At 47.3% G+C, this 22,890-nt stretch carries 18 protein-coding genes; 6 read left to right on the forward strand and 12 right to left on the reverse strand.

Annotated elements, in window-relative coordinates:
• Window positions 1-2 precede the first annotated feature (2 nt).
• Complete coding sequence (locus D9Y29_RS19495; protein ID WP_127131360.1) at window positions 3-779, forward strand: TIGR02757 family protein; 777 nt, start codon at window positions 3-5, stop codon at window positions 777-779.
• Here the strand turns inward: D9Y29_RS19495 and D9Y29_RS19500 are convergent, their stop codons facing one another.
• Entirely contained in the window at window positions 780-3,506 is a 2,727-nt protein-coding gene (locus D9Y29_RS19500) for an outer membrane beta-barrel protein (protein ID WP_127131362.1), read from the reverse strand. It abuts the gene before it with no gap.
• 101 nt (window positions 3,507-3,607) lie between these two features.
• On the opposite strand from D9Y29_RS19500, the gene D9Y29_RS19505 reads away from it, so the two are divergent.
• Window positions 3,608-3,931, forward strand: a complete 324-nt coding sequence (locus D9Y29_RS19505) for a hypothetical protein (protein WP_127131364.1) — start codon at window positions 3,608-3,610, stop codon at window positions 3,929-3,931.
• A gap of 20 nt (window positions 3,932-3,951) precedes the next feature.
• Window positions 3,952-5,073, forward strand: coding sequence for a GNAT family N-acetyltransferase (locus D9Y29_RS19510; protein ID WP_127131366.1), 1,122 nt, complete (start codon window positions 3,952-3,954; stop codon window positions 5,071-5,073).
• A 2-nt stretch (window positions 5,074-5,075) separates the two neighbouring features.
• Here the strand turns inward: D9Y29_RS19510 and D9Y29_RS19515 are convergent, their stop codons facing one another.
• The 5 genes from D9Y29_RS19515 to D9Y29_RS19535 form a co-directional block, all read right to left on the reverse strand.
• Window positions 5,076-5,738 carry a sterol desaturase family protein gene (locus D9Y29_RS19515; protein WP_127131368.1) on the reverse strand — a complete coding sequence of 221 codons (663 nt, stop codon included), beginning with the start codon at window positions 5,736-5,738 and terminating at the stop codon, window positions 5,076-5,078.
• A 39-nt stretch (window positions 5,739-5,777) separates the two neighbouring features.
• A complete protein-coding gene (locus tag D9Y29_RS19520; protein ID WP_127131370.1) occupies window positions 5,778-6,881 on the reverse strand; it encodes a fatty acid desaturase family protein in 1,104 nt (367 codons plus the stop codon).
• A gap of 146 nt (window positions 6,882-7,027) precedes the next feature.
• On the reverse strand, window positions 7,028-7,807 hold the full coding sequence (locus D9Y29_RS19525; protein ID WP_127131372.1) for a polysaccharide deacetylase family protein: 780 nt from the start codon (window positions 7,805-7,807) through the stop codon (window positions 7,028-7,030).
• Window positions 7,808-7,813: 6 nt separating this feature from the next.
• Window positions 7,814-9,058 carry a serine hydrolase gene (locus tag D9Y29_RS19530; protein WP_127131374.1) on the reverse strand — a complete coding sequence of 415 codons (1,245 nt, stop codon included), beginning with the start codon at window positions 9,056-9,058 and terminating at the stop codon, window positions 7,814-7,816.
• Window positions 9,059-9,245: 187 nt separating this feature from the next.
• The gene (locus D9Y29_RS19535; RefSeq protein ID WP_127131376.1) at window positions 9,246-9,551 is read right to left on the reverse strand and encodes a hypothetical protein; all 306 of its coding nucleotides are present in this window, start codon (window positions 9,549-9,551) and stop codon (window positions 9,246-9,248) included.
• 118 nt (window positions 9,552-9,669) lie between these two features.
• On the opposite strand from D9Y29_RS19535, the gene D9Y29_RS19540 reads away from it, so the two are divergent.
• From D9Y29_RS19540 to D9Y29_RS19550, 3 genes are all read left to right on the forward strand, one after another.
• Window positions 9,670-10,692 (forward strand): fumarylacetoacetate hydrolase family protein, encoded by a 1,023-nt coding sequence (locus D9Y29_RS19540; protein ID WP_127131379.1) that lies wholly within the window; start codon window positions 9,670-9,672, stop codon window positions 10,690-10,692.
• Window positions 10,693-10,698: 6 nt separating this feature from the next.
• Window positions 10,699-11,580 (forward strand): flavin reductase family protein, encoded by an 882-nt coding sequence (locus tag D9Y29_RS19545; protein ID WP_127131381.1) that lies wholly within the window; start codon window positions 10,699-10,701, stop codon window positions 11,578-11,580.
• A gap of 512 nt (window positions 11,581-12,092) precedes the next feature.
• Window positions 12,093-12,914 carry an SDR family oxidoreductase gene (locus D9Y29_RS19550; RefSeq protein ID WP_127131383.1) on the forward strand — a complete coding sequence of 274 codons (822 nt, stop codon included), beginning with the start codon at window positions 12,093-12,095 and terminating at the stop codon, window positions 12,912-12,914.
• Between the two features lie 139 nt (window positions 12,915-13,053).
• Here D9Y29_RS19550 and D9Y29_RS19555 read toward each other — a convergent pair whose 3' ends face one another.
• From D9Y29_RS19555 to lysS, 6 genes are all read right to left on the reverse strand, one after another.
• A complete protein-coding gene (locus tag D9Y29_RS19555) occupies window positions 13,054-14,559 on the reverse strand; it encodes an alkaline phosphatase family protein (RefSeq protein WP_127131385.1) in 1,506 nt (501 codons plus the stop codon).
• A 26-nt stretch (window positions 14,560-14,585) separates the two neighbouring features.
• Window positions 14,586-16,067: a SusD/RagB family nutrient-binding outer membrane lipoprotein gene (locus D9Y29_RS19560; RefSeq protein ID WP_127131387.1), complete on the reverse strand. Its 1,482-nt coding sequence runs from the start codon at window positions 16,065-16,067 to the stop codon at window positions 14,586-14,588.
• 9 nt (window positions 16,068-16,076) lie between these two features.
• Window positions 16,077-19,295 (reverse strand): SusC/RagA family TonB-linked outer membrane protein, encoded by a 3,219-nt coding sequence (locus D9Y29_RS19565; protein ID WP_127131389.1) that lies wholly within the window; start codon window positions 19,293-19,295, stop codon window positions 16,077-16,079.
• 81 nt (window positions 19,296-19,376) lie between these two features.
• Window positions 19,377-20,435, reverse strand: a complete 1,059-nt coding sequence (locus D9Y29_RS19570) for a FecR family protein (RefSeq protein WP_127131391.1) — start codon at window positions 20,433-20,435, stop codon at window positions 19,377-19,379.
• 67 nt (window positions 20,436-20,502) lie between these two features.
• Window positions 20,503-21,027, reverse strand: a complete 525-nt coding sequence (locus D9Y29_RS19575) for an RNA polymerase sigma factor (protein WP_164735486.1) — start codon at window positions 21,025-21,027, stop codon at window positions 20,503-20,505.
• A 213-nt stretch (window positions 21,028-21,240) separates the two neighbouring features.
• The gene (lysS, locus tag D9Y29_RS19580) at window positions 21,241-22,785 is read right to left on the reverse strand and encodes a lysine--tRNA ligase (RefSeq protein WP_127131395.1); all 1,545 of its coding nucleotides are present in this window, start codon (window positions 22,783-22,785) and stop codon (window positions 21,241-21,243) included.
• Window positions 22,786-22,890 lie beyond the last annotated feature (105 nt).

A 22,890-nucleotide genomic window follows, 5' to 3' on the forward strand; every position in this document is an offset into this window, starting at 1 on the left:
ACATGACATCCACCGAATCGCTCAAAGCTTTCCTGATAAAGAAAGCGGCTGAATACAATCAGCCTTCTTTCATCAAAGACGACCCGATCTCTATTCCTCACCTGTTCTCCAAACAGCAGGATATAGAGATCGCGGGATTCTTTGCATCTATCTTTGCCTGGGGTAACCGTACCACCATCATCAACAAGACCAGGGAACTGATGGAATTGATGGACATGGCGCCGCATCAGTTCATCCTCGATAGCAGTCCGCAAAAACTACAGCAGCTCACAACTTTCAAACACCGCACTTTCAATGCAACAGACCTGCTCTACTTCCTGGAGTTCCTGCACCAGCATTATCATGCGCACCAAAGCCTGGAAGCCGCCTTCCTCAAAGGCATGAATAAGAAAGATGAAACAATCGAGTTTGGATTGAGAGGATTCTATGATTATTTCTTTTCACTGGAAGATGTGCCTAACAGAACAAGGAAACATATCGCCACACCGGCAAGAGGTTCTACCTGCAAACGCCTCAGCATGTACCTCCGCTGGATGGTGCGCAGAGATAATAAAGGTGTGGATTTCGGAATCTGGAAAAAGATCTCGCCTGCTCAGCTAATCTGTCCCATGGACCTGCACGTAGCGCGTGTGGCCAAAAAATTCGATCTCCTGCAACGCACCCAAACAGACTGGCTCGCTGCCGTTGAGCTCACCAAATGGTTGCGCCAGCTCGATCCCGAAGATCCGGCCCGCTTTGATTTTGCATTATTCGGCCTTGGCGTGATGGAGAAATTCTGATCATTGTTTTTTCCCTCCAAAACTCTGGAAGGTATAGAGAAAGCTCACCAGGTAATATTGTTGCAATACATCCACCTGCACATCCTGGATATAGTTCTGCGAAATTGTTCTGTTCACATTCGTGTTTTGCCTGAGTATATCGTAGATGGCAAACCGAAGTACGCCTCTTTTATTTTTAAACATTTGAAAATTGGCCGCAGCATTCCAACTGGTAATGCCCTTCCTGAACCCAGGCGCAATGCGGCTGTTGTAGATATAGGTGATATTATTTTCGATGATCAGCCGCTTTGGCCAGTTGATGAAAAAATCAGTCGACAGCATATGTGTTACACTCGATGCGTCCTGGTTCTGCGCAACGCTGTACTTTGAATCATTGAACCGGACAGTGTACGCCGGCATCAGGTTGAACAGGTCTCTGTACGTACCGGTCAGGAACAATCTCGCATTCAATCCGTAGGACTTCGACTCAAGGTCCTGCTTATCGATCCTGGACATATTCCGGTTGAAAGAACCGCCCAGGCTGGAGTTTGCGCGGAAGGTAAAGTCTTTCGATTTCCAGGTTTTGCTCACTGTTGCATTTCCCGATGTGGAGTAATTCCCGTTCATATTCAGTGGCCTGCTTACCTGTCTTCTCAACTCATCAAAATATGTTTCCGTAATGATCATATTGGAAGTGGTGGAAAAATTCATAGCAGTATACCAATAGAATGTGCCTTTGGATTTACGGACCGATAAACTGAAGTTGTGACTGAAAGCCGGCCGCAGATCAGGATTTCCCATGATGATGTATAACGGATTGCTGTTATCCGGAACAGGTTGCAATTGCTGGGGAGATGGTTGCTGGTTGCTGCCGCTGTAGAAAAATGAAAGTTCTCCTGTTTTGTTGAACTGCCAGGCAAGGCTGGCTGTAGGAAAGATATTGGTGAATCGCTGGTCCATATCCTTCTGTATCCGGGATGTATTTTGCTGATGCATCCATTGCATGCCAAACCCGGCGTTGACCCTGAATTTGTTGTTCCTTGTGTAGTTGAGGCTCACATCGGGATTGCTGACAACAGAACGGTTGGTGAAAGCATCAGTCAGGGAGGTGTCGATGATATCGTATTCTTTGGTGCCATCGTTGAAGCGGCTGGTATTCTTATTGGAGTTGCCATCGGTAACACGGTAATTGTACCTGAGCAGGATGTTCAGGTCCTTTACTACCGGTTCTGTATAGCCGATAGAAAAACCATAATTCCTGTTATCGCCCGAAAGTACGCTACGCTGGTTCAGCAGGCTGGAAGAGTCTGTGCCATCCTGCTTAAGTAACCAGATATTGCCTTTGTTCAGATCATTGGTGTTTGAAATATTCGATCCATAATTCAGGTTCAGGGAAAGACTTCTGCCTTCTTTCTTGAATTTTCTTCCAATAAAGAATTCTGCCGCCAGGTCATTGCCATCATTGGTTCCATTCAATTCATTGAAACTGGTATTGAGGAGGGTGCCTCCTCTTCCTTTCGAACTGGCATTATTTACTGAGCCGGAGTATCCCTTCATTTTTCCGTATGCAGCATTCAGGTAAAGGCTGGTCATGCTATCCGGCCTGTAATCGATGCTCACATTGAGGCGGTGATTGTTATTGGTGCTGGAATTGGTATTGAGGGAATGGTAATCATAAATACTGAGATCATCTTCAGCAAGGATGTATTGTCTTTGTGTACGCGTATTGTTTTTGAAAAAATTCCTGTTGTAATAATAGCTGCTGGCCAAAGTGAGTTTCTTGCTGAAGACATTGCTGAAATTGAGCCCTCCGGTTTTTGTATCGGTGAAGCCCGAGCCGCCTCCGCCGAGGCTGCTCTGTGCATTGCTGATACCGAAGCTGCCCATACCTGCGCTGGAGCGGTTGGTATTGTTGGCAGTGGCGATAATGCTTACCTGCTTTTCACTATTGAACATGTTCATATTGCCCCCGGCATCATAGCGGTCTTCGGAGCCGTATCCTCCATAAGCGCGGCCGAACCATCCCTGGTTCTGGTCTTTTTTCAAAGTCAGGTTCAATACTTTGTTTTCTTCTCCGGTTGTAGTTTTGTTGAACTGCGCCTGCTTCGATTTATTATCGGTGACCTGTATCTTATCGATGATGCTTCTTGGCAAATTCTTCAGGGCCATTTGCGGATCATTGCCGAAGAAATCCTTCCCGTCGATAGTGATCTTTTCTATTTTCCTTCCATTCATGGTGAGATTGCCGTCTTTGTCTACATCGATACCCGGTAATTGTCTCACCAGGTCTTCCAGCACGGCATTGGGCATTGTTTTGAAGGCGCCGGCATTGAATTCTACTGTATCTTTTTTGATCACCATGGGAGGTCGCAGGCCTACTACCATCACTTCTTCCAGTTCTTTCACGGCCTTGCCTAATCGAATTGGCGGTAATATGGTGTCAGCTTTGTCTTCTGCAATGGTGAAAGCCAGGGTATAACTTTTGAGGCCGTTGCAGGAGATGAGTAACTGGCAGGGTTTACCTAGTGGTACATCCTTCACCTGGAACTGTCCTTTCCGGTTGGTGAGCACATAACTGATGAGTGAAGAATCCTGGAGCAGGAATACAGAAATGGTGGCAGCCTCCACCGGTTGGCGGCTGGAAGAGTCGAGCACTGTTCCATTTACCACACCGTACTTTGTACGTTGTGCCTGGAGGGCGCCGGCCGAAAAGAATAAAACTGCAATAAGCAATGCACTTAGCCGCATAACCGGATAAGGATATTTATTGCAGAGGGTCTAAGAAATAAGGTTCATTACCAGCATGCTGGTATATCGTACATTTATGTCGGTATTATAAATTTAATCATTTGAGCGTAGATAAAAACATAATGTTTGTGCAGGAAACCCTGCGTCCTTTTTTTGATCTGCCGGAAGGAAACCAGGAGGCATTCGAAAGTTTACTGGCAGCCAGGATAAATTACCTGGTGGGTAATGATTTTCCCTCACTGGTAAACATTTTGTACAGGATAGATGTTAGCGAACAGAAAGTAAAACAGGTTTTAAAAGATCATCCGGATGCCGATGCAGGCTCGCTGATTGCGGCATTGATCATTGAAAGGATGCTGGCCAAGGCCCAAAGCCGGGACAATTTCAGGCCAAACTCCCCCATTCCGGATGACGAGAAATGGTGAAATTGAGCTAAGTTCGCAGCATGAACGTCATAGAGGTAAATGACTCCCAATCTGCCAGGGAGTTTATTGAATTCCCGGGGAAATTATACAGGACCGACTCAAATTGGATCAGCCCGCTCCACAACGATGTTGAGGCGGTTTTCGATCCAAAAAGGAATGTATTTTTCTCTCATGGCGTTTGTACCCGCTGGCTCCTCAAAAACGGCCAGGGTGAAATTATCGGCCGCATTGCCGCGTTTGTGAATGAGGAAAAAGCACACAAGAACCAACAACCCACCGGTGGTGTAGGTTTTTTCGAATGCATCAACGATCAGAAAGCGGCTTTCCTCCTCTTCGATACGGCCAAGGAATGGCTCAGAAAGCAGGGCATGGAAGCCATGGACGGCCCTATCAATTTCGGTGAGAACGATAAATTCTGGGGACTCCTCATTGAAGGATTCAAACCACCCAGCCTGGGCATGAACTACAACCCCGCCTACTACATCGATTTCTTCGAAGCTTACGGCTTCAAAAAACAATACGACCAGTTCACCAATTTCCTGGATGCCACCATTCCTTTACCGGAAAGGTTCACCAAAATTGCCGACTGGGTAATGAAGAAGCCCGGCTACAGTTTCAAACATTTCGATAAAAGGCAGTTCCACAAATTCGCCGCTGATTTCCAGGAGATCTACAACAATGCCTGGAGCGATTTCGAGAATTTCACGCCGATTGAAATGGGCACTATCAAGGAAAGTTTCCGTCAGATGCAGGCTATCATGGACGAGAAGATCATCTGGTTCGCTTATTACAACGATGAACCGATCGCCTTTGTACTCTGCCTTCCCGATGTGAACCAGATCCTCCGTCATGTGAATGGCAAACTCAATCTCTGGGGAAAGCTCAAATTCCTCTGGTACAAGAACCGTACAACCATCGACAGGCTCCGCATCATCATCATGGGATGCAAGAAGAAATACCAGAACCACGGTATCGAATCAGCGCTGATCCGCTGTCTGCAGCTGGAAGTATTACCACGCAATACCATCAAAGGTGTAGAACTGGCCTGGGTGGGCGATTTCAATGAAAAGATGATGAGCATCCATGAAGCAACAGGCGCAAAAAGAGATAAGATCCACAGGACTTACCGCGTTGTATTCTGATCTTATTTCTGGTACATCAGTTCCTTCACCTTCTCTTTGTCTTCCTTTTCTTTCTTCAGATCGAACATGGTACCAAATACCCTGTCCCAGATAGTAGTGCTAACGCCATATCCTTTGCCTTCATCTTTATAATGGTGCAGGTGGTGATTGCGCCACAGGGGTTTCATCCACTTGAAGGGAGGGTTCCAGGCGTGGATGGCATAGTGCATGCTTCCATACATCAGGTAACCGAGAATGAAACCGGGGAAGAACATGAAAGCATTGCCGCGCATCAGCAGGTACATGATCCCGAAGATAGTACCGGAGATCAGCAGGCTGGGAATGGGCGGCATGAACAGCCTCTCCCTGTCGCGCGGAAAATGATGGTGATTACCATGCATCACGTAAATGACTTTCTGTGCACGCGGACTTTCAGCGATCATGTGAAAGATCCAGCGGTGCATTACATATTCAAAGAAGGTCCAGAAAAAGATTCCTGCAATATAGGTAGCTGCTATCCTCCATCCTTCATAGCCAAGTTTCGTTGCAGCATACCAGGGCATTCCCACGAATACAGGCAGGTACATTCCCCAGATCACGAGCGGATGCGTTTTCGTGAGCATCTCGAGATAACGGTTCTTGAATAACTGTGCCTGTCCCTTGTTATGGATCTTTTCAAATTTCATAATACCCGGGTTTATACAAAAATAATACAAGATTTGCGCCTACATCGTTTCTTCAAAGATATTTTCAGAGGCTCCGTTCTGTTTGAGTAACCTGAAATGATTGCTCAGGCTTACTCTCAGGGAATACTGCCTGTAAGGCAGGTCATATTGCCTCGCATACTGCTGCAACAGTCCCGTGATCTCCGGGTAATACACATGGTTCACATTGGGGAACAAATGATGCACTACATGGAAGTTGAAAGAACCCATGAAAAATCTTGTAAACCAGTTATCGTGACTCACATCATTGGTAGTAGTGAGCATATGCATCATCCAGTTATGCGGTAATTTATTCTTTTCATCCGGCACCGGAAACTCCGAATCGGTATTCGCGTGCGGGCTCAGCAACACCATCAGCGAAAAGATGCTGGCGGTAAATAACATCAACAGGAAACCTGCAATGATCTTCAACCAGTCTACAGACAAGATCCAGTGTGGTAATACCAGTAGATAGAATAAGAAAGCCGCTTTGAAAACGAAGAGCTTTACATATTCCTTCCGGGGAATGTTCACCAGTTTCCAGATGGTCTTCCTCTTGTTGAAGAAATCCCTGAAATCCCGCACCAGCAGCCAGTTGAAGAGATACAGCGGATACAGCAAAGGGAGATAGATATGCTGGAATTTGTGGAAGGGCAATACTTTACCTGTTGGAAAGATCCTGGCAAGACTGCTCTGCTCTATATCCGTATCCCATCCTTCCACGTTCGGATAATTGTGGTGGAACCTTACATGACGTAGCCGCCACACGTAGCTGTTTGCACCCATCAGATCAAAAAAGTAGACGTATATTTCATTAGCCCATTTTTGGTTGAAGATCGTGCCGTGAACGGCATCGTGAATGGTATTGAGAAAGATCATTACCAGTGTTACACCCAGCAGGAAATAACCGGCAAAGAAAATATAATCATTTCCACCCCATAACAACAGTGATGTATAAGTGGCGATGTACAATAGCGGAAACAATAATGCTTTAAAAACAATATTCTTCCTGCGGGATGGCTCCAGTTTGGCAATGAGCTCCTTTACATCCTTGCGCAGCTTTTGAAATGCGGCTTCTGCCGCGGGTTCACTTTTAGTGAACTGTGGTTTGGTTGCCTTCTCCATAACAAAAGGATTTCTGTTACGTATGGTATCGGTCGAGAAGGGGTATGGGTTATAACCAGAAGTTGATTCGATTGTTCAACAACGAACAGATTTTTTTGTTCATTGTTGAAACATCCGGATAACGGCAATGTCTGAACTTTTTATTACTATTTGGGGAGGGGAAAGCTCAATTGATCCACCCTGACCAGCTCATATCCTTTAGCCTTCAGAAACTTTATCAGTTCCGGGAGGCGCCGGTATAGCTTATCGGTGCGTTTAGGATCGGTTCCGAAATGCAGGAGCAGCATAAATCCGTTAAGCCCTGCTGGCCGCTTTGATTCACATTGCCAGACAGACTGCAGGATGTCTTCACTGCTTCTGTAATTTTTCATATCGGGTGTTGTATAATCCGCATTGCTGAGCGTACCACCGGTGAAATTGATCAGCTGCAAATTCTCTGCCGCTGTCCACCTGGCTATTTCCTTGTTGTACCACTCATAAGGAGGCAGAAAGAAATGCGCATCCGTTTTGGTGATGCCAAATTTTTTCATGGCAGCATAATTCTTCCGCAGGTCTTTTCGGAATTGCTGCTGTGTAACCAGTGTGCTATCTCTTTTCTTCCAGTCGCAATAAAGCAGGTGCTGGTCACTGTGAGGTCCGAGATAATGGCCATCTTCTTTCAGCTTTGCTATTTTATTGGTAAAAGCTTTATTCCGGTAGAACCTGCCGGTGAAAAAGAAAGATGCTTTTACTCCCTCTTTCTTCAACGCATCAGTAATGATGTCTGCGCCATCTCCAAATTCATCTGCTGTAAAAACGATGGCTATCTTTTTCTGCGTGGTATCTGCACGAACAATGGCGCCATGCACTACCTGCTGTGCAATGGAAGCGAGATCCACTATCAGCATCAATGCCAGGGAAATTACAGAAGTACGGAGGATCATCATGTGAAATTATTTATACTGCAATTGAAAATCTTTCAGGTCAGGCGCAAAGGTACGTTGACGTTGCAGTTCATAGTTATAAATAATGCTGCCCATTTCTTTGAACCAGGGATAACCTGTTTGTTCATACTCATACCTGTCATCATTGAGGATCCCATCTTTATTGGTATAGATAGTGCCACTGAGCATGAACTCCACATTGTTTTTGAAATCCACGATATAACATACATCTGTGAGAAACCCGTATGACCAGCCGGTCTTATTGAATGAGCGGATATATGGCGGGATCTTTCCCTTGTTGGCTTTGAAGAAAAAGAATTTAGTGTAACTGTCGAAATATTCTGAACTATCGTAGGATGGATATGCGCTTTCCGAAGGCAGTTCACTCATGTATTGATGGAGGAAGCTGTAATCTTCCGGCGTCAATTTGAATCTTTTCGAGCGTGGTGCAGCTTCAGGGAAAAGAACAGACTGCATGATCTGCTGCAAATATTCCAGCGGAAAATTATTGTGAGTGGTGAAATCCATCGGAGAATTGATCAGGCTGTCTTCCCGATTGTAATGGGCATTCCCAACAAATATCTTTTTACTGAAATCGAAGTTCTTTGTGAAGTAAGCGGGCGGCTGGATGTAGAGGAGGTCTCCATTCCGTTTGAAGCGGATAGGGTTGGTATGACGATTTTGGTCTTCGGTCATGGTCACAAAACGGCGTGTGATGCGGGCCTGTTTGTATCCCATTTTCCAGAGCCGCTCATTGAGCGTTTGTTGTCCCACAAATTCATAGAGCCTGTTGTAGGCATCGTTATCACTTACGAGGAAGATCTTTTTTACGTAATGCGCAACAGAGGGCATTCCATCTTCCGAAGTGCTGTCCCATACTACGCGGGTTTGGCGGTCATATGAACTATCGGTGAGCATGGTGGAGTATTTGTTTACGCCATATTTACTGAGTGTATTGATCTTCTCGAGGGCCAGCAGCGCAGTGGGCAGCTTTACCATGCTGGCCGGGTTGAAGTAGCGGTCTTTGTTTACATGGAGGTAGTAGTTCTGGAAATGCGGCTTATTGTTTTTGTCGCGGTTGATCTGTGTATAGATGAACTGGTATTGAAAAGTATCAGGCTGATTGAGTACATTCAGCAGAAAGGGCGATGCCTGTGAGCGTATCAGCGAATCCAGCCAGGGATCGTTTTTTTCCTGTGCAATCGCAGTTGTGCCGGTGATCAAAAACAATAAGGCAGCAATAGAATTTTTCATACCCAAAAGATACGAACAAACTCAATTCATTTCGCAGCGGGCACTCGCTCACCTCCGGCGAGTGAGTGCTATTTAGTCGCCTCCCGGCAACGTGGTGTTCGCCGGAGGCGAACAATTAGAAGTCACTCGCCAGAGGCGAGGGACTGCCAACTCTCCGCCCTTTTTAGTCAGCCCAGGCCGCACCCAATCAACTCACTGCCTGGTCAGCTACTACTTCTTTTGTATGATCGTTCTTCGGATAGTCGCCGCTCTGTTGTCCTGTTGCACTGTTGATCTCCGCCCTTTCCATTCTCGAATGTTCATGACCGGGTTCGGTCCGTTTCCCCATTTCCTTTTCACTCTCTTCCATCAGTTTCCTGTTGTTGATCGCGCTTGCTACATCGCCCATCATATCGGCCATGAAAACGTGCATTTTTGTTTTCATGCCGGACACGATCTTTGCTTCGCCTTTCATCATTGAGCGGTTTCGGTTTTCCGTATTTATCGTTGCCATAACAGGATGCTTTTGGTTATTATGCAAAAGGGTTTAAAAATGATGCCAGCGGCCAACCGCCACCGGCCGTGAATACAAACGATTGTTCTATCTTGCAGACCTCAATAAATTGCTTTATATGAAACTGGTTTCCTACCTGTTCAATGAGCAGGACAGACTTGCGATGTACGTAGACGGAATTTTGTACGACCTGGAAGAGCTGCACCCGGACCTTCCGCAGAGCATGGCCATGTTCCTGCATTACTGGGATGATGCCTATCCCATGGCGCTGAAAGTGGAAAAGAATATCAAGGATGGCAAAGTATCCGCCTCCAAAGGATTCGATTACAAATCCGCTCATATCCTGGCTCCCGTGCCCAATCCGCCCAGTTGCCGCGACGGATATGCGTTCCGCCAGCACGTTGCAGCCGCACGCCGCAATCGTAAAGTGCCGATGATCGATGAATTTGACCAGTACCCCATCATATACATGACCAATCACCTCAGCATTCAGGGCCCTGGCGATGTTTATTGCATGCCGGACCATTTCGAGAAACTGGACTTTGAGCTGGAGGCCGCTATCGTGATCAGCAAACCAGGCCGCAATATCCGCGCAGCCGAAGCCGATCAGTACATTGCCGGCCTCATGATCATGAACGATATGAGCGCACGCAGACTGCAGATGGAAGAAATGCTCCTTAACCTCGGACCCTGCAAAGGCAAAGACTTCTCCACGGTGATCGGCCCCTGGCTGGTAACACTGGATGAACTGGAGAATTTTGAAATCCCCGCCAAAGAAGGCCATGTAGGCAAATCCTGGAACCTCCGCATGCAATGCCGCGTGAATGGCGTTCAGGTGAGCGATGGCAATATTGGTGATATGGACTGGACCTTTGCAGAGATCATCGAAAGAGCTTCCTATGGCGTTACCCTGCATGCAGGTGACGTGATCGGAAGCGGCACAGTTGGCACCGGTTGCTTCCTGGAACTCAACGGCACCGGCAAACTCAACGCTCCTAACTACCAGGAACAGTGGTTGAAGGAAGGTGACGTAGTAGAGATGGAGATCGATGGACTGGGTATCCTCAGCAATACCATCGTACGCGAAGACGATAATTTCTCCATCCTGGCCCAAAAGAAAAATGTAACGAAGGCAAACTAACGGCACATGATCATCGATCTCAAGAATATCACTACAGTTGAAAGGCAGAATTACCTGCAACATGCCATCGCGCCAAGACCTATCTGTTTTGCCAGCACCATCGGTGCGGATGGACAGGTGAACCTGAGCCCGTTCAGCTTTTTCAATCTCTTCTCTTCCAATCCTCCGGTGGTGATCTTTTCACCCGCACGCCGTGTGCGCGACAATACCACCAAACACACATTGCAGAATGTACTGGAAGTTCCGGAAGTGGTGATCAATATTGTGGACTACGATATGGTGCAGCAGACAAGCCTCGCCAGTTGCGAGTTTCCCCGTAATATCAATGAGTTCGGTCCTTCAGGCTTTACGCCCGAACCTGCTACGCTCGTAAAACCGCCGATGGTGAAAGAAAGTAAAGTGAAGATGGAATGCCATGTACTTGAAATCAAACCGCTCGGCACGGAAGGCGGCGCCGGCAACCTCGTGATCTGCGAAGTACTGCGCATGCACATAGACGATAGCATCCTCAATGAAAAGAATTTCATCGACCAGCGTAAACTGCACCATGTGGCCCGTCTCGGTGGCGACTGGTACTGCAAAGTAGATGAAAGCAATCTTTTCCAGGTGGAAAAACCGAATGTAAAACTGGGGATCGGGATCGATGCCTTACCGGCGCATATCCGTACCAGTAAGATCCTGAGTGGCAACAACCTGGGACAGCTGGGCAATGTGCATGAAATGCCCGTTATCGATCCGTCTTTCCATGATGATACGCTGAAGAATATTTTCCAGTACTATTCCGTAAACCCGGAAGAAATGGAAAAAGAACTGCATACCTACGCCAAACATCTCCTGGACCAGGGCAAGGTGCAGGACGCCTGGCAGATCCTCCTCGCTACCAATTAGCAAAGGCATAAAAAAACAGTCCTGAAGGAACTTCGGGACTGTTTAAAATTTCTTTGTACGAAACCTTACCAACAGTACAGGGTCATCAATAGGTACAAATTTTACAAGTCGTTTCTTAGGATACTTGGATCAGCGGGTTATTGGATTTTCTTGTGTTCTATTGACTGAACCGGGACGATAATTTAGTTGTTCGGACATTGGTACTCTAATCCCCCGTTGGTTAGGCGGGTTTGGTTATTTCGTCAGGATGTTGGACTTCGGTCGCTCGGTCGGTTTTTCGTTTTGGATATTGGCGTCCTTGTTTCAATCAATCAACAGTACAAACATAGAATCAAACGCTTCCGTTTGCAAGAGCATATTTGCTTTATTTTAAGAATTCAGTATTTACAACAGCCATCGTAATTCTACTTTTCCGTATTTTAGTACAACTACCCAATCTTTCCCTGGCCATAATAAAGCGCATATATTTATAGTTGTAATCAACAGTTGTACATCTTTAAACATCTTGTCATATGTTGCTGGAAAACAAAACAGTGCTGATAACGGGCGGAAGTCGTGGCATCGGAAAATCCATCGCAGTAAGGCTGGCAAAGGAAGGGGCCAATATTGCGATCGTTGGAAAGACCACCGAGCCGCATCCGAAACTGGAAGGGACCATCTTTACCGCCGCAGAAGAAATTGCGGCTGCAGGTAATGGCAATGTGCTGCCGCTTGCAGGTGATGTACGAAGCGAAGAAAGCATCCGGCAAGTTGTAAATGACACAGTATCAAAATTCGGCGGCATAGACATTCTCGTGAATAATGCAAGCGCCATCAATCTTTCCTCCACGGAACAACTGGAGCCCAAACGCTGGGACCTGATGCACAATATCAATGTCCGCGGCACCTTCTTCATGAGCCAGGCATGTATCCCGCACCTGAAAAAAGCGAACAACCCGCATATCCTGAATCTTTCCCCGCCCCTGAATATGGACCCCAACTGGTTTTCCAAACACCTGGCTTATACCATGAGCAAATATGGCATGAGCATGGTGATATTAGGACTGGCGGAGGAACTTAAACCACACCGCATAGCCGCCAATGCGCTCTGGCCCGCTACAACAATCGCCACTGCTGCAGTACAGAATTTGTTGGGAGGTGATTTCCTCATCCAACGTAGCCGCACACCCGAAATAGTGGCAGAAGCAGCGCTCCATATTCTCAAACAACCTTCGTTTGAATGTTCCGGCAATTTCTTCATCGATGAAGATGTGCTGAAAAAAGAAGGGATCACCGATTTCAGCAAGTATGCAGTGAACCCGGATCAGAAGCTGATGCCGGATCTTTTCCTGTAGAAAATACTCAGGGTGTGGCCAGTCGCTCGCCTCCGGCGAGTGACTTTTGTTTAGTCGCCTCCGGCGACGCGGTGTTCGCCGGAGGCGAACAAATAGAAGTCACTCGCCGGAGGCGAGCGACTGGCCACACCCTGAGTAATTATTTCCTTTCCGTTTTTGCTCCATCCACATACTGGTATTCTCCCAATACTGTACGCATCAACGTTACTTTATAAGTTCCGCCGGGGTATGTAGTTGAAGTCTCAATCGTTTCTTTCTTCGCTGATTTGAGCGCGTTAGCAGCAGGTTTTTGCAGCAACTCGTTCATCACCCTTCCATTCATCGCTGCGGGCACTGGAATATTCAGGATATGCAGCACCGTTGGCGCCAGATCCACATTGGAAGTGGGCAGATCCGTTTCAAATCCTTTTTTGAATGCAGGCCCTGAAACGATCAATGGAATATGCACATCCCAGGGACTGAGCGTACCGTGGCCCGCAACACCCGGCAGATAACTGGCGCCTGCATAACCTGCGCTGTTCACCCTGTTGCCCCAGTTGGCATCCACCAGGATGTCTGCGGCCCGGGCATGGTTCCAATGAATGGTTTCAAAGCTCAGCGTTCCCGGTACAAAGCCTTGCTGATCGCCGGGTATGGCAGCCTTTGTGAAAATGGCGCCTACGAATTCCAGGGGTTGCAGCAGGGCCACGATCTTTTTGATGGTCTCTGGGTTTTGGTCCTTCAGATATATAGCGCCACCGGCGGTTACAATGTCTTCAGAAGTTTCGCTTTGCTTGAAGCCGTTACCGATGAGGAGCTGGTTCAGGCTTTTCCTTCCCTGTCCTACATGGGTCATAAATCCATGATCGGTTGAAATGAGAATATTGTAAAAAGATGTGAGGCCTTTTTCTTTGAGGGTGGTCACGATCCGGCCAAACTGTTCATCCACTACTTTGATACTTGCCACTGCTTCAGGCGAACCGATGCCTTTGGCATGCGCAGTTCCATCGGGATCGGAAAACCAGATAGCGCTGATTAAGGGGCCATCCGCAGCAAAACCATAACGGATAAGTGCATCCGTTACCCATTTGTGTTTGCCACCTGGCCCAACCGGACCGAGATCACGGAAAATGCTGTCTTTGATGCTTGCCGGCAGGACCATCGCCGGGTTGATGATAGCGCCGCCGCTGATGGTATGGTTTTGCAGGTATGCCTGCCCGGTAGACCCGGAACTGAAGACCATCATCTTCTTTCCGATGGATTGCACGATCTCGCCCAGTGAAACAGTGGTGAGCAATTTGCCCTTTGTAGCTTCTGTGATCTTCATCAGCTCTTCCGCTTCACCGGTATTGAGGCTTTTTGAAGAATTCACCTGCGGAAAGAAAACTGAATTCCCCATTAGACCATGTGTTACCGGGTAGCTGCCGGTGGAGTAAGAAGCAGAATTCACTCTTGTTACTGTTGGAAATACACTGTGGTGGCTTTTTCCATAAGCGCCCTGCTTCTTGAAAGCATAGAGATTAGGCATCAGCTCAGGTGTGATGTAATCGGGTCTGAGCCCGTCAAAGAAAACGATCAGGGTACGCGTCTCTTTAGTTGATTGCGCCGCTGCTGCCTTCAACAGGAAGCAGGAAGCGAGAATCAGGATCCATGGTTTCTTTATCATTATACTGCGTGTTTGAATTCTGGAAATTATTTATCCCACCATACTTTGATATTGCTGTTATCGCCTCCCATTTCTTTTACCGCATCTGCCAGATTATTGGGATTGAGCGATTGCAGGTAGGTAGGGTAAGGAACCCGGGCGGGGAACTGGTTCTCGGCCGGAATACCCGATCCTCTTGGCAATACCGGATAGCCTGTTCTTCTTTTCTCGAACCAGGATTGATAGTCTACAAAGAAGTAAGCGAAATATTTCTGCAACATGATCTGTTCCAGTTGCTGTTCAAATGAGCCGCTTTCGTTGTACAACACGCCGGGCCTGCTGGTGAAATCGGCAGGCATCGATACACCCCATTGGGTCATGGAAGCCAGGATACCATTTTCGTAATGTTGTTTTGGAGTACTACCGGTATTGAACCCACGAAGAGCCAGCTCTGCTTTGATGAATTCCATTTCAGCGTAGGTCATCATCACACCAAGCCCCTGGTAGGTCTTCAAAGCATCCGGGTAGCTGGAATTGGCTCCCACAGCGTATTCCACAGAAGTGGGATAACCGCTTTCGATACCACTGAAAGTGTCTACATTATTCTTTTTCACTTTCAGCGCCCATACGTACCTGCGTGGGTCCTGGTTTGTGTTCAGCCTGTCGAGAAAGAATTTGGTGAAGTAGGCGCCATCGCGCCATTCCAGTTGACGGGTATTGTAGAATGGATTGAAGTAAGGGAAGGTGCCGGGATATTTGAAGATGGCTTCATCATCATTGCTGTTGAAAACAGGTCTGTTTGCAGGATCAGTAAGGATGGCATTGATCTGTTCTGCAATATTCAGTTCACCATCGCGTTTGAGCAAACGCAGCAATAGCCGCAGTTTGAGTGAATTGGCGAATTTCTTCCATTTTTGGATGGCGGCCCCGGGATCCTTGTTGGTTGAATTGGCATTGTATAGCATATCACCCCCATAGGTAAGCGCTTTTGGAACAAAGGATGAATTTGCCTTATCGAGGTCTGCCAGCAATTGCGGGTAAATGGCGGATTGCTTGTCGAACTTCGGAAGGAAATTGCCGGAAGCTCCTTTCGTAGCTTCGGAGTAAGGCAGGTCTCCATACAGATCAGTAAGTATGGAATAAGCCCAGCTTTTGTACACGAGCGCTATTCCTTTGTAATTGGGCTCTTTCAGGCTGTCTGCACTGAAGGAAATATCTTCGATATCAATTATGTACCGGTAGAAATTGCTCCAGACGGCGGCTCCGGGTTGCACCACGTAGCGATGCAATCCTGCTCCATTATTGCTGCTGCGGGGAGCATCCACCTGCATCAACTGGTGTGTAAAGAACCGCCCTTCATTAATGGTGGTATTCACGATCCTGTATTCCAGTTGACCAAGCATCACACCAGGTGTACTGGCCTTCGGACGATTGGGATCGGTATTCAATTCATCAAAATTCTTTGTGCAACTGTTGAACAGCAGTAATAGCGGAACAGTTGCTGAAAAAATATGTTTATGCCAATTCATACAACTTGATTAAAATTTTACAGTAAGATTTACGCCCATGGTCCGTGTTGAAGGGAACTGCGTCAGCTCCACGCCGGGCGTGAGTGTTCCATTGTTCAGGTTACCACCTTCAGGATCGAAACCGGGGAAGCTGGTGAAATTGAAAAGATCCCTCCCGTACAATGCAATGCTGGCCTGCTGCAGTCTTAACTTCTGTACCAGTTTACGTGGAACGCCAAATTCTAAACGCACTTCGCGGATCTTGAGAAAACTGGCATCGAAAATATTCATCTCTGCATTGCTGATGGCGTAGATGGATTCGTAATAAGTGGAAGCATTCACACGAACAGTATTGGGCACATATTTTTTTGCTGTGGCGTCCCATACTACTCCATCGCCAACGATACCTTCATCTCTACCAGGCAGGGTAACTTTCGTTTTTCCCAGCGTATTGTTCTTGTGATTGGTTTGCGAGTACATGCTGCCGCCTTTCTGGCCATCCAGCAGGATGCTCACCCGAACATTCTTGAAGGCGAATTCATTCATGAGCCCTGCTTTCCAGTCGGCAAATGCATTGCCCCATTTCTTCATTACAGGATCCACCGGTAACGGCAGGCCCAGTGTGGAGTATATGATCTTTCCTTCTTCATTGCGCTGGAAGCCGCTGCCATACATATCTCCCATTCTTCCGCCTACACGCGCTTCAATGGAAACATTACTGTTATGAGCATAGATCACCTGGCTGGTAATGCCCTCAGCAAGCTCTTTCACATAACTGCGGTTCGTGCTCCAGTTGAGCGTAGTGGTCCAGGAAAAATTCTTGTTTACAACAGGCTTACCGGTGATCATCAGTTCAACGCCCCGGCTGTTGATCAAACCTGCATTCACTACTTTATTGTTGAACCCGGAAACAGGGTCAACAGGAATAGCAATGATCTGGTTTCGGCTATTATTGTTGTATATGGTAAGATCGATACCGACCCTGCCTTTCAGGAAACGCAGGTCCATACCGGCTTCATAGCTGGTTGTGATCTCAGGTTTAAGATCAGGATTGAACATGGTGGCAGGATTGGTAAGCCCGTTGCTGTAGACCTTATCGTAATACTTGGCTGTCCGGTAAGGATCCGTGTCGTTACCCACCTGCGCCCAACTCAATCTCAGTTTTGCAAAAGAGATAGCAGAAGGAAGGGCCATCAGCTCACTCAGCAATATGCTGGTACTGACAGAAGGATAGAAATAAGAATTGTTGCCTTTGGGCAGTGTGCTGGACCAATCATTCCTTCCGGTAACATCGAGGAAGACCTTATCCTTGAAATTCAATTGACCGGTTGCATACAAACTATTGATGGACTTCTTTATTTTCTGCGGATCAGCCACGGCAGGATCGAGGCTGTTGGAGATCATGTAAACACCCGGCTGTGCCAGCTGGTCTGCATACATCCCCGCGAAATCATAGGTGGAGCGCATAGCGTTGCCACCAGCTGAAATGCTGTATCGAAAATTCTTATTGATCCGATCATTATAAGTAAGCAGGGCATCTGTATTGATCTCGTAATTGAAGATGTTCTGCTCGCGATAGGATCCATTGGGGAACTTGGTCATGCTGAATGGTCGTTGCTGAGAACGGAACTCGAAAGAAAGGTCTGTTCCTGTACGCACCATCAGTTCCAGCTTCGGACTGATCTCGTAGTTGGCAGAGAGCGTGCCGATCACACCATGCTTGTTCATCTTGTTGAGCATCTCGTAGAGATCGAGATAAGGGTTATCTGGACCGGTATTGAAAGGATTGCGTTGTTTCACATTCTCCTGACCAGGCATCCAGTAAGGCTTGAACCATTCGGGCCTGATATTCGGCGCAGTACCGATGATCAGGAAATACATGATGGATTGGTTGTTGTAGCCTGCGCCCGGGAGATTATCACTTTTCTTGTTGGTGTAATTGACCTTTCCGTTGATCTTTAAACGATTGGAAATTTTCTGATTAACGGAGAGCGCGGCATTGATCCTTTCGAAACCTGTATTGGGAAGGATCCACTGGTTCTTAAGATGCGTTAAGCTGAGGCGTGCCGTGCCCCTGTCGCCCCCACCTTCGATGGAGATACCATTGGTGATGGTGAGACCTGTTCTGAAGAAACCGGAGATATAATCTTCATGCGCCACCCAGGGAGTCCGTTGTGTGGGTTTGTTATCGGGCGTGTTGGGATCGTACTGGAAATACATTTGTCCATTGAACTTCGGGCCGAATGCGCGTCCCGCAGCTACAGTGGTACTGGTGTTGGTGCCGTCTTCGCTGTTGCCATAAGAATAGTATTTGTCCGTTCTGCCTTCTCCATATTCGAACTGATAATCGGGCCAGCGGTTCACCTGGTCAATGCTGATATTGGAATTGTAAGTTATGCCGAAGCCCTTGTCCTTTTTTTGTCCTGATTTTGTGGTGATCAGGATGGCGCCACCAGCAGCACGGCTTCCATAGAGAGCTGTAGCGCCAGCGCCTTTAAGCACAGTAACTTTTTCGATATCATCCGGATTGATATCGCTGAGCTGAGAACCAAAATCCACCGGGTTATCGGCAGACAGGTGTGAAGAATAACCGGTACCGGTAATGCGCTTACTCACGGGCACACCATCCACAATGATCAGCGCCTGGTTATTGTCGAGATTGAGGGAAGACTCGCCACGCAGTGTGATCCGGGAAGATCCCATGGGGCCGGCGCCCGCGCCCTGAATGTTCAGGCCGGCAACTTTTCCGGAGAGCGCATTCACCCAGTTATTGGTCTTTGCATCCTGCACTGCATTGTCTTTGATGGTCTGTGCGGCATAGCCAAGTGACTTCTCCTCTCTTCGTATACCCAGTGCTGTTACAACCACCTCATTAAGTTCTTCGGATTTCATGCGAAGTGTAACAGCCAGGGAGATCCTGGCCTTCTCCTGTACAGTGTAGCCAGTGAGTGTATCGGACACAAATCCGATATGACTAAAGATAAAATGGTAAGGGCCTCCAACCGGGAGGTTGGAGAAAGTGAAAATTCCTTTTTCGTTGGTTTCGCCACTGGCAACAGCTTCGTTTTGCTGGTTCTGCATGGTTACTGCCACATTGCCGAGCGCTTCGCCCTTGCTGTTCTTTACTACGCCCGTAGCCACAGGTCCGCGGGATTGCAATTGCCCCTGTGCCCAGAGGCCGCAGAGCAGCAATAACAGCAAAAGATGGGCCCTGTTGGTCCTTGAAATTGGTTTGATGAATGGTTTCATACTTTCCGGTTTAGACAATACAATTCCTGTGCACTCAATTTGTATTTAGAATGCGATGAAAAAATGTGTTTGAATGATTTATTACTGGACTGTTACCTGTATAATGCCGTTCTCATTTGCGGCAGAAAGATTGTTGAGCAAACCGATCGTTTGAATGAATTCAAGTAATGATTCCTTTTCCGGATCGAATTTTCCGGTGAACGTCATGCCGGCCATTTGTTCAGGCCTGAATTGGATATTGGTTTTGAAATGATCAGCCAGCCTGTTGAAAATGCTTTCCAGCGATTCGTTGTGAAATACCATCAGCTGGCTGCCTGGCTGTGCTTTCGTTTTTGCAGGAACAGGGATCGGAACTCTGCGTGTTTTTACTTTCACATCTGTGATCACCATTTGATGCAGACCGTTCAATTGCAATTGTTGACCGGGCAGCAGTATCGCGCTTTTCATGCCCCTGGTCATCATGGAACTGTCGGCTTCCACACGTACTTTCCCGCTCATCAAATGCACACGTATATTTTTCCCTTCGAAGGCTGAGATCGAAAACACAGTTCCGAGCGCAGTTGTAGCCAGTTGCCCTGCATATACGGTGAATGGTCTTGCCTGGTCTTTTGCCACATCGAAGCGGGCTTCACCTTTCAATATGATGCTGCGTTTATCATGCAGGAAAGGTTGAGGATAGATCAGTTCACTGTTGGGCGATAACTGAACACAACTACTGTCTTCAAGAACCAGTGATAAGGTTTTATTGGTGGAATTGAATCTCCGTTGATAACGTAGAGGCGCAACCGCTGGCGCCACCTCTTTTGCTGCAATGGTTTTTGCGGCCTTAGGCCTGTTTGTCTGCGTGTACCATATTCCGCCGGTGATGAGCAGCAGTATTGCCGCTGCGGCGGTCCAGTTCCGGCGGATGGCCCTGCGCCTTTGTACTTCGTATGTATTGGTCCTGATCGCAGACAGTAATTTCTTTGAAATCTCCATCGGCAGGTCTAGCCTTACTTCAAAGTTTTCCCATGATTGCTCAGTTAGGTATTTTTCCAGGACCTCCGGATGCCTGATAAAATATTCGCTGATTGCCTGTCTTTCCTGTGTATCACATTCATTGTTGAAATATCGCCTGATCTGCGCTTCAGTAATTTTCATACATCTGTAATTCGTGGAAAAAAGGCTGATCCCTCACCGGTAACAATTAGTTAATGAAGAAATGGACCTAAAGAAACCAGAAGATGCAGACCATTCTATCTTTCAAATGCCGGATGGCGCGCCCAATGTGGTTTTCAACGGTCTTGGGGGAAATGGACAATTGTTCTGCGATCTCTTTGTGAGAGAGTTCATCAAAGCGGCTGAGTTTGAAAACTTTTTTTCTGACTGGTGAAAGATCTTCGATAAGTGCTTCCACCTGTTTAAGATCTTCTTTATGATCTGTGGGGCCTGCATCCTGGATAGCTGTGATATCGTCTACCGGGTGGAGAAGAAAACGATTGGCAGTTCTTTCCTTTCTGAGGAGATCGATCATGGTGCTGCGTGCAATACGGAAAAGCTGTATGGAGATATCATACTGCAGAGAAAGATCTTTCCGGTTCTCCCACATCTTGATAAAAGTGAGCTGGACTGTTTCTTCGGAGAGATAAGCGGAGTGACAATGCCTGAGCACATAATAATACAGTTTGGAATGGTATTGCTGGTATACCTTTTCAAAGCTTTGGATGTTGCCGCTTTGTATTTGCTGAATCATCTGCATAGCCGGTTGCAAATATCCTGAAGAGAAAATGCGTGCGGGTAAAATGCATGATTATCGTATTGTTATTTCGGTAACATCCCCAACGGAGAGCAGTCGCTCGCCTCCCGGCGAGTGACTGCTATTTGTTCGCCTCCGGCGAACACCGCGTCGCCAGAGGCGACTAAACAAAACTCACTCGCCGGGAGGCCAGCGAGTGGGAATCCCTTATTAGTTTTCTGCTGCTTTTTCTTCTTCCTGTTCTTCCGGTTTTTCGGGTCTCATTTGTGGGAAGAGGAGTACGTCCTGGATACTGGTGTTATTGGTCATCAGCATGGTCAGGCGGTCGATACCGATACCGATACCACCGGTGGGCGGCATGCCGTATTCGAGTGCGCGGAGGAAATCATGATCTATGTACATGGCTTCATCATCGCCGCGTTCCATCAGTTTCACCTGCTCTTCGAAGCGTTCACGCTGATCGATGGGATCATTCAGCTCGCTATAGGCATTGGCGATTTCCTTTCCGTTTACCATTAGCTCAAAACGCTCTACCAGTCCGGGTTTGCTGCGGTGCTTCTTGGTCAGGGGGCTCATTTCCACAGGATAGTCTGTGATAAATGTGGGTTGAACGAAATGTCCTTCACATTTTTCACTGAAGATCTCGTCGATCAGTTTGCCCTTGCCGAAAGAAGGATCGGGATAAAGACCGAGTTGTTTGCAGGCTCCGCGAAGCTGTTCTTCATCCATATTGGTAACGTCGATGCCTGTGTGCTCTTTGATGGCATCGTACAGGGTGATGCGTTTGAAAGGCGCCTTAAAATCGATCTCTTTATCACCCACCATTAATTTGGTAGTGCCATGCAGGTTCAATGCGATTGTCTCCAGCATCTGCTCGGTGATCTCCATCAGCCAGAAATAATCCTTGTAGGCAGTGTACCATTCCAAAACGGTGAATTCGGGATTATGTGTGCGGTCCATTCCTTCATTGCGGAAGTTGCGGCTGAACTCATACACCCAATCGAATCCGCCCACGATGAGGCGTTTCAGGTAAAGCTCATTCGCAATACGCAGGTAGAAAGGAACATCCAGTGCATTGTGATGCGTTACGAAAGGGCGAGCTGCTGCTCCTCCGGGAATAGCCTGGAGAACAGGAGTGTCCACTTCAATAGCTCCGCGCTCATTGAGGAAGTCGCGAATGGTATTGATAAGCCTGGTGCGTTTCAGGAAAGTATCTTTCACCTGCGGGTTCACAATAAGGTCTGCATAACGTTGACGGTACCGGAATTCAGGATCGGTAACGGCATCGAAAGTTTCGCCTTCTTTTTCCTTCACCACGGGAAGCGGCTTCAGGGATTTGGTAAGGATACTAAGTTCCTTCACATGAACGGAAGTTTCACCGGTCTTGGTTGTGAACACATAACCTTTTATTCCGATGATATCACCGATGTCTGTGAGATGTTTCCATACTTCATCATACAGAGATTTATCTTCTCCGGGAGCAATTTCATCACGCTTGATATAGAGCTGGATCCTGCCTGAAGCATCCTGTAATCTGGCGAAGTTGGCTTTTCCCATATCGCGTACATTCATAATACGGCCTGCCAGCACTACTTCATTGAAATCAGCATTGTTCTCTCCCTCCTTAAAATTTGCCAGAATATTGGCAGCGGTGTTGTTCACCGGGAATAAGGGTGCGGGATAGGGATCGATGCCCATTTCCTGGAGTTTTGCCAGTTTCTCTCTCCGGATAATCTCTTGTTCTGATAAATGCATGTGTGATGATTGGTTATAAAACGGCTGCAAAAATAGCGCAAAAAAGCGGAATTGGAAGTGTGGCAAAGAATCAGCGTGTGCGCAGTGGCTGACTAAAAAGGTCAG

The organism is Pseudoflavitalea rhizosphaerae, assembly GCF_003991355.1.
Taxonomy (GTDB): Bacteria; Bacteroidota; Bacteroidia; order Chitinophagales; family Chitinophagaceae; genus Pseudobacter; species Pseudobacter rhizosphaerae.

Coding starts and splice junctions, on each gene's coding strand:
- D9Y29_RS19545 (WP_127131381.1), top strand. CDS start 10,699: ATGATCATCGATCTCAAGAATATCACTACAGTTGAAAGGCAGAATTAC.
- D9Y29_RS19520 (WP_127131370.1), bottom strand. CDS start 6,881: ATGGAGAAGGCAACCAAACCACAGTTCACTAAAAGTGAACCCGCGGCA.
- D9Y29_RS19510 (WP_127131366.1), top strand. CDS start 3,952: ATGAACGTCATAGAGGTAAATGACTCCCAATCTGCCAGGGAGTTTATT.
- D9Y29_RS19555 (WP_127131385.1), bottom strand. CDS start 14,559: ATGATAAAGAAACCATGGATCCTGATTCTCGCTTCCTGCTTCCTGTTG.
- D9Y29_RS19550 (WP_127131383.1), top strand. CDS start 12,093: ATGTTGCTGGAAAACAAAACAGTGCTGATAACGGGCGGAAGTCGTGGC.
- lysS (WP_127131395.1), bottom strand. CDS start 22,785: ATGCATTTATCAGAACAAGAGATTATCCGGAGAGAGAAACTGGCAAAA.
- D9Y29_RS19570 (WP_127131391.1), bottom strand. CDS start 20,435: ATGAAAATTACTGAAGCGCAGATCAGGCGATATTTCAACAATGAATGT.
- D9Y29_RS19535 (WP_127131376.1), bottom strand. CDS start 9,551: ATGGCAACGATAAATACGGAAAACCGAAACCGCTCAATGATGAAAGGC.
- D9Y29_RS19495 (WP_127131360.1), top strand. CDS start 3: ATGACATCCACCGAATCGCTCAAAGCTTTCCTGATAAAGAAAGCGGCT.
- D9Y29_RS19530 (WP_127131374.1), bottom strand. CDS start 9,058: ATGAAAAATTCTATTGCTGCCTTATTGTTTTTGATCACCGGCACAACT.
- D9Y29_RS19515 (WP_127131368.1), bottom strand. CDS start 5,738: ATGAAATTTGAAAAGATCCATAACAAGGGACAGGCACAGTTATTCAAG.
- D9Y29_RS19500 (WP_127131362.1), bottom strand. CDS start 3,506: ATGCGGCTAAGTGCATTGCTTATTGCAGTTTTATTCTTTTCGGCCGGC.
- D9Y29_RS19565 (WP_127131389.1), bottom strand. CDS start 19,295: ATGAAACCATTCATCAAACCAATTTCAAGGACCAACAGGGCCCATCTT.
- D9Y29_RS19525 (WP_127131372.1), bottom strand. CDS start 7,807: ATGATGATCCTCCGTACTTCTGTAATTTCCCTGGCATTGATGCTGATA.
- D9Y29_RS19560 (WP_127131387.1), bottom strand. CDS start 16,067: ATGAATTGGCATAAACATATTTTTTCAGCAACTGTTCCGCTATTACTG.
- D9Y29_RS19540 (WP_127131379.1), top strand. CDS start 9,670: ATGAAACTGGTTTCCTACCTGTTCAATGAGCAGGACAGACTTGCGATG.
- D9Y29_RS19575 (WP_164735486.1), bottom strand. CDS start 21,027: ATGATTCAGCAAATACAAAGCGGCAACATCCAAAGCTTTGAAAAGGTA.